Below are 12,780 nucleotides of genomic sequence, written 5' to 3'. Positions count from 1 at the left end.
ATGAAAGGTACATGGACAAAAGGTATACCGAAAAGGAGGGATTAGGAAGCGGCTGATGCCGCTGTCTCTATGGGGTATACGCTTACCTTCTTCCTATCTTTGCCCTTGGATTCAAAATTCACGATACCGTCGATCTTGGCAAAGAGGGTATAGTCGCGGCCGAGCCCCACGTTCGCGCCAGGGAAGATCTTGGTCCCCCTTTGTCTCACCAAGATGCTCCCCGCCGTGACCGTCTGGCCGCCAAACCTCTTTACCCCTAACCTTCGGCCTACAGTATCCCTGCCGTTTCTGGAGCTTCCTCCTGCCTTTTTATGGGCCACCTCTCCCTCCTTTAGCTGATAATTTCCTCGACTTCTATCCAGGTATAGTGTTGTCGATGTCCTTGTTTCCGACGATAGTTTTTTCTCCTTTTATATTTGAAAATGACGATCTTTTTCCCCCTACCCTGTAATTTTATCTTTCCCACTACCTTCGCCCCTGCCAAGGTGGGGGTTCCCAATTTTATCCCATCCTCTCCCTTGATCAAGAGGACCTTGTCTAATTCGACCCTTTTCCCCACCTCCCCCTCTATCCGCTCCACCCTGATGCGGTCCCCTTTGGTTACCTTGTATTGCTTTCCCCCTGTTTCCACTACAGCGTACATAATTTCTCTTCCTCCTTTCCAATTCTAACAGAAAGTAGAGGATTTGTAAATTTAAAACAATATTGAGAAGTTGTCAAGAAATAAAGGGCAGGCCGTTTGGACCTGCCCAACACTCACCACACCGCATGGGCCGAAGATATTTCGGCCTTATTAGAGCTTGAACACCAACAAGAGGGATACCAGTAGGGAGTAGATGACCAGCGACTCGATCATGGCCAGACCGATGATCATTGGGGTGACTATCTTCCCCGAGGCCGCTGGATTTCTGGCGATCCCATCCAGGGCCGAGGCGATACCCCGGCTTTGCCCCAGGGCCCCACCAAAGGCAGCGATGGCGATACCAAAGCCTGCCCCAATGGCGATGGCCATCTTCACATTGGGTGGTAGCCCTTCCGCCGCCGCCTCCGCGGCCAAGGCCACACCAGCCGCTCCCAAGGCAAAGGCGGACACCAAAATGAGGAATACGATCTTTTTGAGCACCCTCTCACCTCCTTTCTTTGACACTATTCAACAACCTCATCATAATTCTTGATAAGCAAAGGATATATTTTTATCCTTCATGCTCAAGCTCCTCTATGGCCCCGGAAAAGTAGGCCATGGAGAGGAGGATGAAGACCAGGGTTTGAACGAGGGCCACGAATATCCCCAATAGCATCATGGGCAAGGGGACCAGGAAGGGGACCAGCCCAAAGACGATGGCGCAAATATAATGATCCCCGAATATATTCCCAAACAGACGCACGGAGAGGGATACAGGGCGGACAAGGTGTCCGATAAGTTCGATGGGGACCATCAGGGGGGCCAGCCAGATGACCGGCCCGGTAAAATGTTTGATGTACTTTATACCATGTTCCCTAAAGCCGTAATAGTGGGTGAGGGAAAAAACGGTGATGGCACAAGCCCCTGTGGTGTTTAAGGTCTCGGTGGGGGAGTGAAAACCCGGTACCAGGCCCAGGACGTTTGACACAAAGATGAAGAGGGCCAAGGTCCCGATGATCATCATGAACTCTGGCCCCCGGGGACCCATATTGTCCTTAACGATCTTGAGGATCCCCTCTACGATCATCTCCACCGCAGTGCGGAAAGTCAGCTTTTTCTCGGGGACAAAGTATTTTTTGGGCTCCTTGCGCAACCCCCTGGTCCCCAGGTGGGCGATGACCAAAAGGAAGACGATCACCACAATCGCATTGGCGACATGGGGAGGAAGCTGGTTCAAAAAGGGGATCATATTGCAAACGCTGAAGTGCTCATGTCCCATCGGCCTTCTCCCTATCTTCGTTGCTATATCGATATCCCCTTATCCCCTCGGCCAGGATGGCTAGAAAGATGGTGAGCAGCCCCACCAGGAAGGCCACCAGGTTTATCACACCCCGCAGCAGGAAGGCGCCCCCCGCTACTGCGGCAAGCAGCAAGAGGAATTTTATGGCGTATTTAAGGAAGAAGGACTTGGATATCCCTCCTTCAGAGAACCCCCCTTCGACGATCCTCCTCAAGGCCTTGAAGTTCAAGATGACGATGACACCCCCCATGATCACACCTAGGGTAATCCTCCAATCCCAGAAGGCCAGACTCCCGAGGGTAAGAAGGGAGAGTATGACCCATTGGGTCCTCTCCAGAGAGGCCAACCTCATCTCTTTAGCCATTAATCCCCTTTGTCCTCCCTTTCCAGACGCTTCAGCGCCCGATACAGACTCCGGAAGCCTGCGACGATCCCAAAAAAGAGAAAGATGATGAGGAACCACGGTCCTGTCCCCAACCATTTGTCGAGGTAATAGCCAATACCGACCCCTACGGCCACCGCCAACCCCATCTCTAGGCCGAGGGTGCTATAAGAGGCGATCTGTACGATCACCTTCCTCTTATCTTCTCTCTGGGGTGGCAAAATCCAAAGGCCCCTTTGCCGGGCGGAAGAGGAATTTGTAGCACACCCTTCCTCCCAAGTCAACTCCTTTTCTCAATGGCCTATTCCCTGGGCCTGACGGGCCGGTACTCTCTCCCAGTTTTGGCCTCCCTTTCCCCGTCAACCATTACGACGTCGGCGGTGAAGTCGTATTTTCCCTCAAAGAGGGAGCTCCCCACTGCGTAGATATCCACGGGTGCCTCCTTTTTCTCGAAGAGGGCGATTTTGTCGGGGTTAAATCCGCCGGAGACGATGATCTTTACATGTGAAAACCCCTCCCGATCTAAAGCCTCCCTCACCTTCTCCACTAAACGGGCGTTTACCCCCCGGGGGTCGAACTGCATCATCTCCTCCCAGAGACACCTGTCCACCATCGTATTGGAGGTGTCCAATCTTATGGCCCAGAGGATATCCTTCAGCTTCCTGGCCACTTCGAGGGAAGTCCCCACACTGTCGTTATGGTAATCGACAAGGGCGATGACCTTGATATCGCTTCCTTTGGCGATGTGCTCGTAAAACTTATAGGTGGCCAGGGCTGTGTCTCCCCGATAACAGGCGATCAGGGCATGGGGGATGGTCCCTATCCCGCGTGATCCCCACCATTCGGCCCCGGCATCGGTAGAGACGGCCTCAGCCCCGCCAATGCTGGCGGCATATCCATCCCCACCCTGGACGCTGAAGTGGTCGAACCGGGCACCGAAGAAGATCACCGGTTTCCCCTGGGCCGCTTGGACGCACTTTCGCACATTGGTGGCTATCTTGGTCCTGCGGGCCATGACCCCCAGGTAGACGGTCTCCAGGTGGGCAAAGCTCGCTGCCGGTCCCTCTATGTTCATCACAGTTTCATAGGGTTCTATCTCGTCCCCATCCCTCAAGGCCGTTATCTTCAGTTGGTCGAACTCGTTCACCCAGATGGAATCCAGCTCACCCTCCACCTCCAACCTCTCCGCGATCAAGGAGAGGAAGAGTTCCTTATCGGTGTACCTGCACCTGCGCAGATCCATCTTTATGTTCATCAGCCTATCGAACAATTTATGGGCCCTTTTCAGATCGGTGTAATGGCCTGTTCCCACCTGGAGGATGGCGATGGCCTCATCTACACCGCACAGGACCGCATGTTTCTTTTGGAAGACCTGCATGGTGACGATGGGATTGTGGCGATCTCGTTCCAAGATCAGCTTTTCCCGCCAGAAATAGACGTCGGAGCGATACCCCCTTCTGATCTCTTGGACAGGGAGATCGAAAACAGAAATGGGGAGCCTCGCCTCTAGATTCCCTTGCAACTTTATCTTAGAGCCAGTGCTCATCCTGATAGATCCTCTCCTCTAGATCTATTCTATAAAAATCCTGCAGGGGGATCAAGATTTCCCTGTTTCTCTCGTAGACGGTCTTTATTGCCTCCCTCACCACCGCTGTGGCCTGAGGGGTCATCCGCCCCAAGGGAGGGCGGCAGGGACCGGCGGGCATCCCCAACCCCTTCATCAGGGTCTTGATGGCAGAGGGGTTTCTGAACTTACAGGGGACCTTAAACCCCTCGTATTCCTCCACGGTCTTGACGGTGACGATCTTAAAGAGGGGGTTCAGGGCATCGTAGAGCCCCCTCCCCCTCACCATGTCCCCCTGGTTGAGGGATGCGGTCATCTCGGCCACGGCCCCAGGGACCACATTGGAGATGACCGAGACAACCCCTTGTGCCTTGATGTCCTCCCTAGTCATCATCTCAAAGGTCATATCGTCATCTCCGGAGAGGATGTCGAAGTCGTCCCCGAGCAACATCCTGGTCTTGGCCATCCGCTCTAGGTCCCCGGTGGCCTCCTTGATGGCCCGGACGTTTTTGTAATTCCTGTGCAAGATGGCTAGGTCCTCCACTTCCAATTGGGTTCCTGTCCTGCCCGGGATAACATAGGGGGTGACGAAAGCCTGCGGGAACTCTTTAGCAATCACCTCATAATACTCCGTTCTGAGCTCCAGGGAGGAGGGTCCGTTATAGTAGCAGTCCACCAGCAGGACCGCCTCTGCCCCCGCCTCTACAGCACATTTTGTCCCCCTGAGGGCCTCTTGGGTGGAGTTGCTCCCGGTGCCTGCCATCACGAAGGTCCTGCCCTTGGCCAGATTCACCGCCTCTTCGATGATCTGGTTGTGCTCCTTCCACTCCAGGGTGGGGGATTCCCCTGTTGTGCCAGTGGGGACCGGTTTGGCTCCCCCCTCTATCTGAAAGGTCACGTTCTTGCGAAGGCCCTCCAGGTCCAACTCACCCCTCTCTGTAAAAGGGGTAACCATAGCTGTCCAGCATCCCTCAAATCTTTCCAATGCCATAATCTCTCTCCCTTTATATATCCTTTGAGATCTCTAAAAGTTAGAGGAAAGGATGGGAAAAGTCAAGCTTGGAAGATCTCTCATGGGTCATCCCTCAGTCTTGGGGGATGGGCCTCAAAGGGCCTCTTGTCCCCGAGCGAAGTTGCTGGGAAGGGTGAGCAGAAAGGGGAAAGCCCCGCCTGCGAACCCCGAAAGGGTCACCGAGAAAGCTCTGAAGCGAGGGGATAAGGGGTCCTACTCCCCTGACAAGTGAGGCATTACCCCTGATGATCCTTCGTGGTTAGGGGGTTTTCCCCCTTTGCCGCAGGACTTCGTAGAGGACAAGGGCCCCGGCCACAGAGGCATTGAGGGAGTTGACCTTTCCCTTCATGGGGATCGATACGAGGAGATCGCATTCCCTTTTAATCAAGGGCCTCATTCCTTTCCCCTCACCCCCGATGACCCAGGCCAAAGGGAGCTTCAGATCCTGGTGATAGAACTCTGTTTCCGCCTCTGCGGTGGCGCCAACCACCCAGATCCCCCTATCTTTGATCTTCCTCAGGGCGCTGGGGATATTGGTGATACGTACTACCGGGACATGAAAGACCGCCCCTGCAGAGCTCTTGGCCACAACAGGGGTGATCCCGGCTGCCCTGTCCTTGGGGATGATCACCCCCCAGACCCCGCAGGCATCGGCGGTCCTCATGAGGGCCCCTAAATTTCTGGGGTCCTCAATCCCATCGAGGACCAAGAGAAGGGGCTTGCCCTCACCCCCTTGGAGGACCTCGTCCAGATCGGCATAGTTGAATCGATCGACAAGACCCACCACCCCTTGGTGGGAGGCGCTCTTGGTGAAGGAGTCCAGCTGGGAACGCTCCACCTTCCTGATGGGGACCCCCTTTGACTCCGCTGCCCTGATGGTTCTTTCTAACCCCTTGGGACTCCTCCCACCCGCCACCCAGACCTCTTTGATCTGACAGCGGGCTGATCTCAGGGCCTCATATACGGGGTTTACCCCATAGATCCAGAACTTCATCATACCTCTCATTTCTGTAACAATCGTACCCTGGAAGCCCTCTCTTTGCAAGGGAGGAGTGTAATGGTCGATGTGACCACTGGAGTTCCAAAAAGGAAAAAAATACAAACGCCTCCAAGGGGGTATAAGAATACCTTTGGAAGCTAAGCTAAGGGCACCTTAAGTATCAAATGAAAAGGGGGTGGGTAAGAACCCACCCCCTTTGAGATCTTACCTCACCTCCAGATCTACTGCCCACTCTGAGCCAGGATAGTAGGATGGGGTGCTGAGTATCCAGCCGTCAACGGAGTCGTATATCGCACCCTCTTTGTGAAGGATTGTATATCCGTCCCCCAAAAGCTCCAGGTCAACGGCATAGTCAGTGCCAGGATAGTAGGGTGGGGTATCGAGCACCCAGCCAGTATCAGAGTACCAGATGGCTCCCTCCCGGTGCAGGATGGCATATCCACCTGTCTTAAACTCCAGATCCACCGCATAGTCTGTCCCCGGATAATAGGGAGGTGTTGCAAGATTCCATCCATTATCAGAATTCCAGATCGCTCCATCCTTGTGCAGGATATTATTTACCGGATGAAATGGCTGCATCGCTGATATTGTTATCTCAATATCCCTGGCGTATTCAGTACCGGAATAGTAAGGAGGGGTATCGAGATTCCAGCCAGATTCAGAGCTATAGATGGCACCATCCTTGTGAAGGATGACATAGTATTCACTCGTCATCCACAACATCGTCTCCAGTGCCCTGGCATAGTCGTTACCAGGATAATAGGGAGGCGTGTCCAGGACCCAACCTGTATCACTCCACCACAAGGCCCCTTGCCTGTGCAGTATCACCATTGTGCCATCAGAGTCAAACTCCAGGTCCACGGCATAGTTGCTGGCTGCATAGTAGGGCGGGGTAGTCAGGTCCCACCCCGTATTATTACTCACGATTGCCCCATCTTTATGGAGGATCTCCATAGCAGCGAAATACTCATCCACACCCATATCCACTACCGGGTCCCAATCACCATCTCCATCAATCTTTCTCAGATCCCCCTCAAAGTCCTCATCGGGCATCCACGGCGCGCTGTTGTCCCCGACATCTATGCAGGGGGAGGTGGACTGCAGGTGCAGGTCCCAGTTTGCCGGATCAGGATCAGTGACATCTACAAAGAGGGGGTCTTCGTCTATATTGCCCGTGCCAGTATAACCCCCCTCCACATCGCAGTACGTGACAATGGGAGAAGACCCAGTTGCATCATAAATTTCAGGGCCAGAGGTTGCCGCCGTATCGCCCCAAAGGATACAGTTGGTGATGGTGGGGCCAGAGCTGGAGTCATTGTATATTGCGCCACCGTATTGGTCAGCGGTGTTTCCCGAGAAGGTGCAGTTGGTGATGGTGGGGTCAGCGCTCTCGTTGTAGATCCCGCCACCGTTGGCGGCGGTTGTCTCATTTTTTTTGAACGAGCAGTTGGTGATGGTGGGGTCGGCGCTTTCGTTGTAGATTCCGCCACCGTGGAATCCTCTATTTTCGGAGAAGGTGCAGTTGGTGGTGGTTGGGTGGGAGTAGTGGTTGTAAATCCCGCCGCCATAGGAGTATGCGATATTATCGGAGAAGGTACAGTTGGTGATGGTAGGGGAGGAGCTACTGTTATAGATCCCGCCGCCATCTTCGGATGCGGTATTATCGGAGAAGGTACAGTTGGTGATGGTAGGATAATAGAGATAGCTGTAGATTCCACCACCACCGTAATCTGCACGATTATTGTAGATAGTGCAGTTTGCGATGGTGATAGAAGAAGAGGAGAGATAGATCCCGCCGCCCTTATCATCTGGATGGCTACTGCCATTGGCAATGCCTCGGGTGATGGTAAAGCCGTCTATGGTGGCGTTGGCAGTGACATAGAAGCAGTGATAGATCGAATTCCATCCATCCACCGTGGTGACGTTGTTTTTCCAGTCCCGCTCATCCCTCAGGGTCTCTGTACCATCAAACCCTCCATAAATGCCGACGGCCTTGTTGACATCGATCTGAGCAGAAGAGATGTCATAGGTCCCCTGCTTTACCCAGATCTCATCGCCACTGGTGGCCGCAGCATCTATTCCCTCCTGGATGGTCTTAAAGGCCTCAGCCCAGCTTGTGCCATCCCCTGAACTTGACACATCACCATCCACATACCAGGTATCTGCCTGCGCCCCTATTGCAGGCAATGTCAAAAAGATCAAAAGGCATAGAACAGAGAAAAGCTTTTTCATGATAATTACCTCCTCTTTTTTACCTTTAATAAAAAGTCCTTTAACCTCAATGGATTTAATAGACCCGCCTTCTACATCAAAGGATAGGTTTTGGGTCTTAAGGATTTAATAGCAAGGTCTTATAAAAATATCAAGCTAAAAGGTGAGAGGCGATATAGAGTTAGTGGGTAAAGATAGCTGATGAAAGCTGTGAGAAATTATGGGTGGTTTTTTAAGTCAAGGCAAAGAGGGGGAGGGATTTTAGGCCCTCCCCCCATTAAGGTCTTACCTCACCTCCAGATCCACTGCCCAGTCTGAGCCAGGATAGTAGGATGGGGTGTCCAGGTCCCAGCCGGTATCAGAGTTATAGGTCGTAGATGGCACCCTCTTTCTTGAAGGTCTTTGTTCTGATTGTTGCTGTGAAGAAGGGGAAAATAGTATTGATTTTAGTGGTAACATGTTTTATATAGTATAGTAGATAACGGCGTGCATGGCAGGGAATATATGTTACGGCCAGCCAAGGAGGTATGTATGGGAAGGAACGGAAAAGGATGGTTTTTGTTGTTTGCTCTCATCTTTCTTATCTCGTGTGCCCACACCTCACCTGAGGCTGAATCTCCAAGGAAGAGAGGTAAGGCCAGGAAGGGGGAGCACCAGGTAAAGGCTAAGAAGCCCCTGACAGCTGAAGAGGAGCTTAAGCAGGGGGACCACCACCTGGCCAGGGGTGAGGTGATGGGTGCAGTTATCCATTATCAAAACGCCCTGGAGAAGGACCCCTCTCTGGCCAAGGCCCATCTGCAGATGGCCAAGGCATACGGCAAACAACGCAGGATGGGCCTCTACGAGAAGGAGCTTCAGGAGGCGGTAAAGGTTGATCCTGAGCTGGCTGAGGCCCGCTATCTTTTGGCCTCCTGGTATTTCACCTCTGGGCGCAACAAGGAGGCCCTGGCGGAGTCGGAGGTCCTCATTAAATCAGATCCCGAAAACGAGAAGTACCGGCTCTTTCGTGTAATGATCTATGATGCCACAAAAGACTATAAAAAGGCCATCGAGGACCTGGGATATCTTGTAAAGGTCCACCCACAAAAGGCACAGTATCTCCTCTCCCTGGGGGCGATGTATCGAAGGGCAGGGGATGAGAAGAAGGCCAGGAAGTATCTTCAGAAGGTAAAGGAGGTTGCACCCAAGAGTTTTGAGGCAAAGATGGCCGAGGAGATGCTGCAAGAAGGGAAGGAGAAGAAAAAATGAGGGAGAACAAGCTTTTGATTGTCTTCTTCGTCTCAGCAGGGGTACTTTCCTTTCTTCTTTATCGGGCAGTGGTCAAGGCCCCGTCACACAGAGAAACGCATCCGAAAAAGGCTAACGTGGTACAGAAATCGCCCCACCAGGAGAAGGATGCCAAGAAAAAAGCGAAGGTGGAGATTCGAAAGAGAACCGGCTCAAAGATAAAGGTACAACAATCAGGTAAGGAAGGGCCTTTTGAGAAAACTAAGGAACTCAGCCCAGAGGAGAAAAAGAGGCTGTTTGAAGAGGAGATGAGGGCCAATGTTCCCCCTGACATGAGCAAAGAGGAGCACTTTAAGAGCTCGATGAAGGCGGATCGTTTGGAGAAGATGTCTGAGGAAGAAAAAAAGGAGCTCTTTCTGCGCTCCATGGGGGAGCAGTTGAGTGAGGAGGAACGCCGAGCACGCTTTGAGGGATCCATGGGTATCATAGAAAGGGAATAAAGGAATTATATCGAAAGGTTTATGGAAAAAGAGGGCTGATCAAATGGGGGTCACATATATAGATGGTAAAGTTGTTGGACCAAAGGGGGAAGAAACGGTAAGGTTTTTGGTTGATAGTGGAGCTACTTACTCCGCACTTCCTGAAGTTGTGTGGAAGGCAATCGGATTGAAACCGAAAAGGAAATTTACCTTTACCCTGGCTGACGGCACCGCTGTAGAGAGGGACGTGTCCGAATGTTACATTCTGCTCCCCCAAGGAGAGAGCCATACACCGATGGTGTTGGGGGAGAAGGGGGATGAGGCCCTGCTTGGTGTAGTCACCCTGGAGATCCTCGGTCTGGTATTTAATCCATTTAACAGGACCCTTCAACCGATGAGGATGTTATTGGTTTAGATAATGACCCAAAGGGGTGAACAAAGAGAGTTATTAGTACAACTGCTGGGGAAATATGGTTCTCAAATAAAGGAGATTTTCCCGAATATGGTGTGTTCTCTGCTTATCTCTTCGGTTCCCAGGCCAAAGGAGGTGTTGGAAGATTGAGCGATTTGGATGTTGCTGTTATCTTGATGAGAGATTGTCAGGGACAGAAAGATTTAATAAGAAGCTCAAAATTATGGATGAACTTTCGGTCCTCTTAAAAAGGGATGATATTGATGTTGTAATTTTAAATGATGCCTATCCTCTCCTTGAGCATCGTATTATAAAAGAGGGAGAGGTCATCTTTTCATCTGACGAAAAGAAGCGCCTTGACTATGAAGTTAAAGCAGTGATGAGATACCTGAACTTTAAACCCTATATAGAAAAATATACCAAAGATACTTTATATGGTAGATAAAGAGAAGCGGCAAGATACATCAAGGAACTAGAGACATACCTTGAGCATGTCAAATAATTGCAGACCGTAAAAAAAGAAAACTTCCTCTCTGGCTGATTTATGATCTAATAGATAGAAAATTACACCCAATAATGCGTCAAGAAAACCAGAGTTAGAGGCTGGAGATAGGAGGCCATACGGCTGCCGGAGAAAAAATCGCTGGGGGAAAGTAAATTAAAATGGAGAGAAAATGGCAGAGGGCTTCAAGGCTTATGAAGGAATGTGCGGCGAACTCTGCTTTGTTCTTCACAGGAGATAAAGAATCGACCCTCCTCCTTGAACTCAGAAAGGGTCTAGATATTCCAATCATATTTGTCGATACAGGGCTTTATTCCGAAGAGCTTTATCATTACCTCAAATTGGCAGAAGAGCACTGGGGATTTAACGCCATTGTCCTCAAGGATGAGAAGGTTGTAGAGGAAAGTACTGCTTTCGGGAAGGAGGAGTGCTATAAGTTACTAAAGGAGAAGGTAGTTGTGCCCTACTTGAAGAAGGAGGAGATTTTTACCTTGATCGAGCCGATGAAAGTTGAAAAGGCAGTAGTGAAGAATGACAAGGTTAAGGAAGTCCACCCCCTCTCCGGATTTTCAGAGCTCGAAATCTGGCAGCTCATAAAGGACCATAATCTGCCCTATTGCTGGCTCTATACCAAGGGATATAAAGACGTCGGTTGTGAACCCTGTTCAAAGTCTGAGACTAGCAAAGAAGAAGACGAAGAAGAAGTTTCAAGGAGGCTTAAATCCCTTGGTTACCTCTGATCTTAAGCTGGTAGCAAAGAGCTCTTCGGTGGCCTTTTGGAGTAGGTTATACGCGCTTGCTCTTCAATACCTAACTGCCCTCATCATCGCCAGGGTCCTCGGCCTCAAGCTGATGGGGTCCTTTTTCCTTGGGTTTGCGATACTTAGCGTGCTTTCTGTCTTTTGCCAGGTGGGTCTGGGAAGTGGCATCTTAAAATTTCTCAGCATTCGGCTCCTGGAGGAAGATTACGAATATGCAAAAAGGATCCTCCTTTTCTCTGTAAAATGCATCCTCGGTGCAAGCCTGGGGATAGCAGCCGTGACTTACATCTCCAGAAATATGCTTTCCCTGCACGTTTTTGCCGATCCTGATCTCAAACTGGTGCTCCTCTTCATAGCTGCTACCATTCCCTTTTACTCCCTCTTCCTTTTCTCTATTGAGGCCTTAAAGGCTTTCAAGAGGATCGGCTCGCTTGTGGCGGTCCAGCACCTCCTCTTCCCGACGGTTCACCTCCTGCTTCTGGTGGTCCTTTTCGGGATGGGTTTGAGGTTGAGTTCACCTCTAATCTCCATCCTTCTGGCTACTGTCCTATCGGTTGCGGCCTTTTTGTCTTTGTTCAGAAAGGTACTCCTACAGGGTGCATATAATTCCGGACGTGCTCTTGATGCCCGTGAGATCTTCAGCGTATCAATTCCCCTCTATCTTGCATACATCATGGCCCTTTTGACTTCCTGGACAGATACGCTGATGCTGGGAATATTTAAAACCTCACAAGAGGTTGGCCTTTATACCGCTGCGGCAAAAACGGCGGTCTTTGTGGCTTTTCTCCTTACTGCTGTAAACTACATCATGCCTCCGTTGGCTGCTCAACTCTATGAAAGAGGAGAAAAGCTAGAGCTTGAATCTCTTGCCCGCCGAACGGCCCGGTGGAACCTCATCTTTTCGGTTACAGTAACGATGGCCTTTGTGCTCTTTGGGAAGGAGATCCTCTCCTTGTTCGGCCATGAATTCGTTATTAGCTACATCCCCCTCCTATTTCTCTCTCTTGGACAGGTGGTAAATGCTGGTGCAGGTTCCGTGGGTTATATCCTCGCCATGACTGGATTCCAGAAGATCTTGACCTATATAGCTACCTTCTCAGCCATTTTAAATGTGCTTCTGAACGCCTTACTGATCCCCCTTTTCTCCATAGCAGGTGCGGCCCTGGCCACAGGTTTCGTTATTGCCCTGGTAAATATTCTCAATGCGTACTTTGTCACAAGGCGTGTAGGCATAGTACCTTACGCAGATACTATCCCCAAGGCAACAGGGTATCTTCTGATGGCAGGAGCTATCTCCTTTGCGGCAAA

General features: G+C 51.1%; 18 protein-coding genes. 8 read left to right on the top strand and 10 right to left on the bottom strand.

All coding sequences use genetic code 11. The features are described 5' to 3' along the window. Positions 1-41 precede the first annotated feature (41 nt). The 8 genes from rpmA to dapA all read right to left on the bottom strand — a co-directional run bounded on the left by rpmA (position 42) and on the right by dapA (position 4,859). On the bottom strand, positions 42-320 hold the full coding sequence (gene rpmA / locus JRI46_03885) for a 50S ribosomal protein L27 (GenBank protein ID MBW2038723.1): 279 nt from the start codon (positions 318-320) through the stop codon (positions 42-44). A gap of 11 nt (positions 321-331) precedes the next feature. Beyond that, a complete protein-coding gene (gene rplU / locus JRI46_03880) occupies positions 332-643 on the bottom strand; it encodes a 50S ribosomal protein L21 (GenBank protein ID MBW2038722.1) in 312 nt (103 codons plus the stop codon). A 150-nt stretch (positions 644-793) separates the two neighbouring features. Then, positions 794-1,012, bottom strand: a complete 219-nt coding sequence (locus JRI46_03875; protein MBW2038721.1) for an ATP synthase F0 subunit C — start codon at positions 1,010-1,012, stop codon at positions 794-796. Between the two features lie 181 nt (positions 1,013-1,193). After that, positions 1,194-1,901, bottom strand: a complete 708-nt coding sequence (gene atpB / locus JRI46_03870; protein ID MBW2038720.1) for a F0F1 ATP synthase subunit A — start codon at positions 1,899-1,901, stop codon at positions 1,194-1,196. Next, positions 1,891-2,286 (bottom strand): ATP synthase subunit I, encoded by a 396-nt coding sequence (locus tag JRI46_03865; protein MBW2038719.1) that lies wholly within the window; start codon positions 2,284-2,286, stop codon positions 1,891-1,893. Before JRI46_03865 ends, atpB begins: the two co-directional genes overlap by 11 nt. After that, positions 2,286-2,453 carry an AtpZ/AtpI family protein gene (locus tag JRI46_03860; GenBank protein MBW2038718.1) on the bottom strand — a complete coding sequence of 56 codons (168 nt, stop codon included), beginning with the start codon at positions 2,451-2,453 and terminating at the stop codon, positions 2,286-2,288. The genes JRI46_03865 and JRI46_03860 overlap by 1 nt, the downstream gene beginning before the upstream one ends. A gap of 152 nt (positions 2,454-2,605) precedes the next feature. Then, the gene (locus tag JRI46_03855; GenBank protein ID MBW2038717.1) at positions 2,606-3,850 is read right to left on the bottom strand and encodes a quinolinate phosphoribosyl transferase; all 1,245 of its coding nucleotides are present in this window, start codon (positions 3,848-3,850) and stop codon (positions 2,606-2,608) included. Further along, the gene (dapA, locus tag JRI46_03850) at positions 3,834-4,859 is read right to left on the bottom strand and encodes a 4-hydroxy-tetrahydrodipicolinate synthase (protein ID MBW2038716.1); all 1,026 of its coding nucleotides are present in this window, start codon (positions 4,857-4,859) and stop codon (positions 3,834-3,836) included. The genes JRI46_03855 and dapA overlap by 17 nt, the downstream gene beginning before the upstream one ends. A gap of 52 nt (positions 4,860-4,911) precedes the next feature. Between dapA and JRI46_03845 the strand changes: the two genes are divergently transcribed. Then, entirely contained in the window at positions 4,912-5,112 is a 201-nt protein-coding gene (locus tag JRI46_03845) for a hypothetical protein (protein ID MBW2038715.1), read from the top strand. A 27-nt stretch (positions 5,113-5,139) separates the two neighbouring features. Here the strand turns inward: JRI46_03845 and rlmB are convergent, their stop codons facing one another. After that, positions 5,140-5,877: a 23S rRNA (guanosine(2251)-2'-O)-methyltransferase RlmB gene (rlmB, locus tag JRI46_03840; protein MBW2038714.1), complete on the bottom strand. Its 738-nt coding sequence runs from the start codon at positions 5,875-5,877 to the stop codon at positions 5,140-5,142. A 207-nt stretch (positions 5,878-6,084) separates the two neighbouring features. Then, entirely contained in the window at positions 6,085-8,112 is a 2,028-nt protein-coding gene (locus JRI46_03835) for a right-handed parallel beta-helix repeat-containing protein (protein MBW2038713.1), read from the bottom strand. A 510-nt stretch (positions 8,113-8,622) separates the two neighbouring features. On the opposite strand from JRI46_03835, the gene JRI46_03830 reads away from it, so the two are divergent. The 7 genes from JRI46_03830 to JRI46_03800 all read left to right on the top strand — a co-directional run. Beyond that, on the top strand, positions 8,623-9,339 hold the full coding sequence (locus JRI46_03830; GenBank protein ID MBW2038712.1) for a tetratricopeptide repeat protein: 717 nt from the start codon (positions 8,623-8,625) through the stop codon (positions 9,337-9,339). Beyond that, positions 9,336-9,818: a hypothetical protein gene (locus JRI46_03825; protein ID MBW2038711.1), complete on the top strand. Its 483-nt coding sequence runs from the start codon at positions 9,336-9,338 to the stop codon at positions 9,816-9,818. Before JRI46_03830 ends, JRI46_03825 begins: the two co-directional genes overlap by 4 nt. Before the next feature lie 43 nt (positions 9,819-9,861). Continuing rightward, positions 9,862-10,212: a retroviral-like aspartic protease family protein gene (locus JRI46_03820; GenBank protein ID MBW2038710.1), complete on the top strand. Its 351-nt coding sequence runs from the start codon at positions 9,862-9,864 to the stop codon at positions 10,210-10,212. A gap of 92 nt (positions 10,213-10,304) precedes the next feature. Beyond that, a complete protein-coding gene (locus JRI46_03815) occupies positions 10,305-10,457 on the top strand; it encodes a nucleotidyltransferase domain-containing protein (GenBank protein MBW2038709.1) in 153 nt (50 codons plus the stop codon). After that, complete coding sequence (locus tag JRI46_03810; protein ID MBW2038708.1) at positions 10,394-10,654, top strand: hypothetical protein; 261 nt, start codon at positions 10,394-10,396, stop codon at positions 10,652-10,654. The genes JRI46_03815 and JRI46_03810 overlap by 64 nt, the downstream gene beginning before the upstream one ends. 218 nt (positions 10,655-10,872) lie before the next feature. After that, positions 10,873-11,451: a phosphoadenosine phosphosulfate reductase family protein gene (locus JRI46_03805; GenBank protein MBW2038707.1), complete on the top strand. Its 579-nt coding sequence runs from the start codon at positions 10,873-10,875 to the stop codon at positions 11,449-11,451. Then, a partial coding sequence (locus tag JRI46_03800; GenBank protein ID MBW2038706.1) for a flippase occupies positions 11,438-12,780 on the top strand: 1,343 nt, incomplete at its 3' end. The genes JRI46_03805 and JRI46_03800, both read left to right, overlap by 14 nt.

It is taken from the genome of Deltaproteobacteria bacterium, assembly GCA_019308925.1.
Classification (GTDB): domain Bacteria; phylum Desulfobacterota; class B13-G15; order B13-G15; family RBG-16-54-18; genus JAFDHG01.
The sequence above is the reverse complement of the archived record's forward strand: the minus strand, read 5'-3'. Positions and strand labels throughout refer to the sequence as shown.

Coding starts and splice junctions, on each gene's coding strand:
- rplU (MBW2038722.1), bottom strand. CDS start 643: ATGTACGCTGTAGTGGAAACAGGGGGAAAGCAATACAAGGTAACCAAA.
- JRI46_03875 (MBW2038721.1), bottom strand. CDS start 1,012: ATGGCCATCGCCATTGGGGCAGGCTTTGGTATCGCCATCGCTGCCTTT.
- atpB (MBW2038720.1), bottom strand. CDS start 1,901: ATGGGACATGAGCACTTCAGCGTTTGCAATATGATCCCCTTTTTGAAC.
- JRI46_03865 (MBW2038719.1), bottom strand. CDS start 2,286: ATGGCTAAAGAGATGAGGTTGGCCTCTCTGGAGAGGACCCAATGGGTC.
- JRI46_03860 (MBW2038718.1), bottom strand. CDS start 2,453: ATGGGGTTGGCGGTGGCCGTAGGGGTCGGTATTGGCTATTACCTCGAC.
- JRI46_03855 (MBW2038717.1), bottom strand. CDS start 3,850: ATGAGCACTGGCTCTAAGATAAAGTTGCAAGGGAATCTAGAGGCGAGG.
- dapA (MBW2038716.1), bottom strand. CDS start 4,859: ATGGCATTGGAAAGATTTGAGGGATGCTGGACAGCTATGGTTACCCCT.
- JRI46_03845 (MBW2038715.1), top strand. CDS start 4,912: ATGGGAAAAGTCAAGCTTGGAAGATCTCTCATGGGTCATCCCTCAGTC.
- rlmB (MBW2038714.1), bottom strand. CDS start 5,877: ATGATGAAGTTCTGGATCTATGGGGTAAACCCCGTATATGAGGCCCTG.
- JRI46_03835 (MBW2038713.1), bottom strand. CDS start 8,112: ATGAAAAAGCTTTTCTCTGTTCTATGCCTTTTGATCTTTTTGACATTG.
- JRI46_03830 (MBW2038712.1), top strand. CDS start 8,623: ATGGGAAGGAACGGAAAAGGATGGTTTTTGTTGTTTGCTCTCATCTTT.
- JRI46_03825 (MBW2038711.1), top strand. CDS start 9,336: ATGAGGGAGAACAAGCTTTTGATTGTCTTCTTCGTCTCAGCAGGGGTA.
- JRI46_03820 (MBW2038710.1), top strand. CDS start 9,862: ATGGGGGTCACATATATAGATGGTAAAGTTGTTGGACCAAAGGGGGAA.
- JRI46_03805 (MBW2038707.1), top strand. CDS start 10,873: ATGGAGAGAAAATGGCAGAGGGCTTCAAGGCTTATGAAGGAATGTGCG.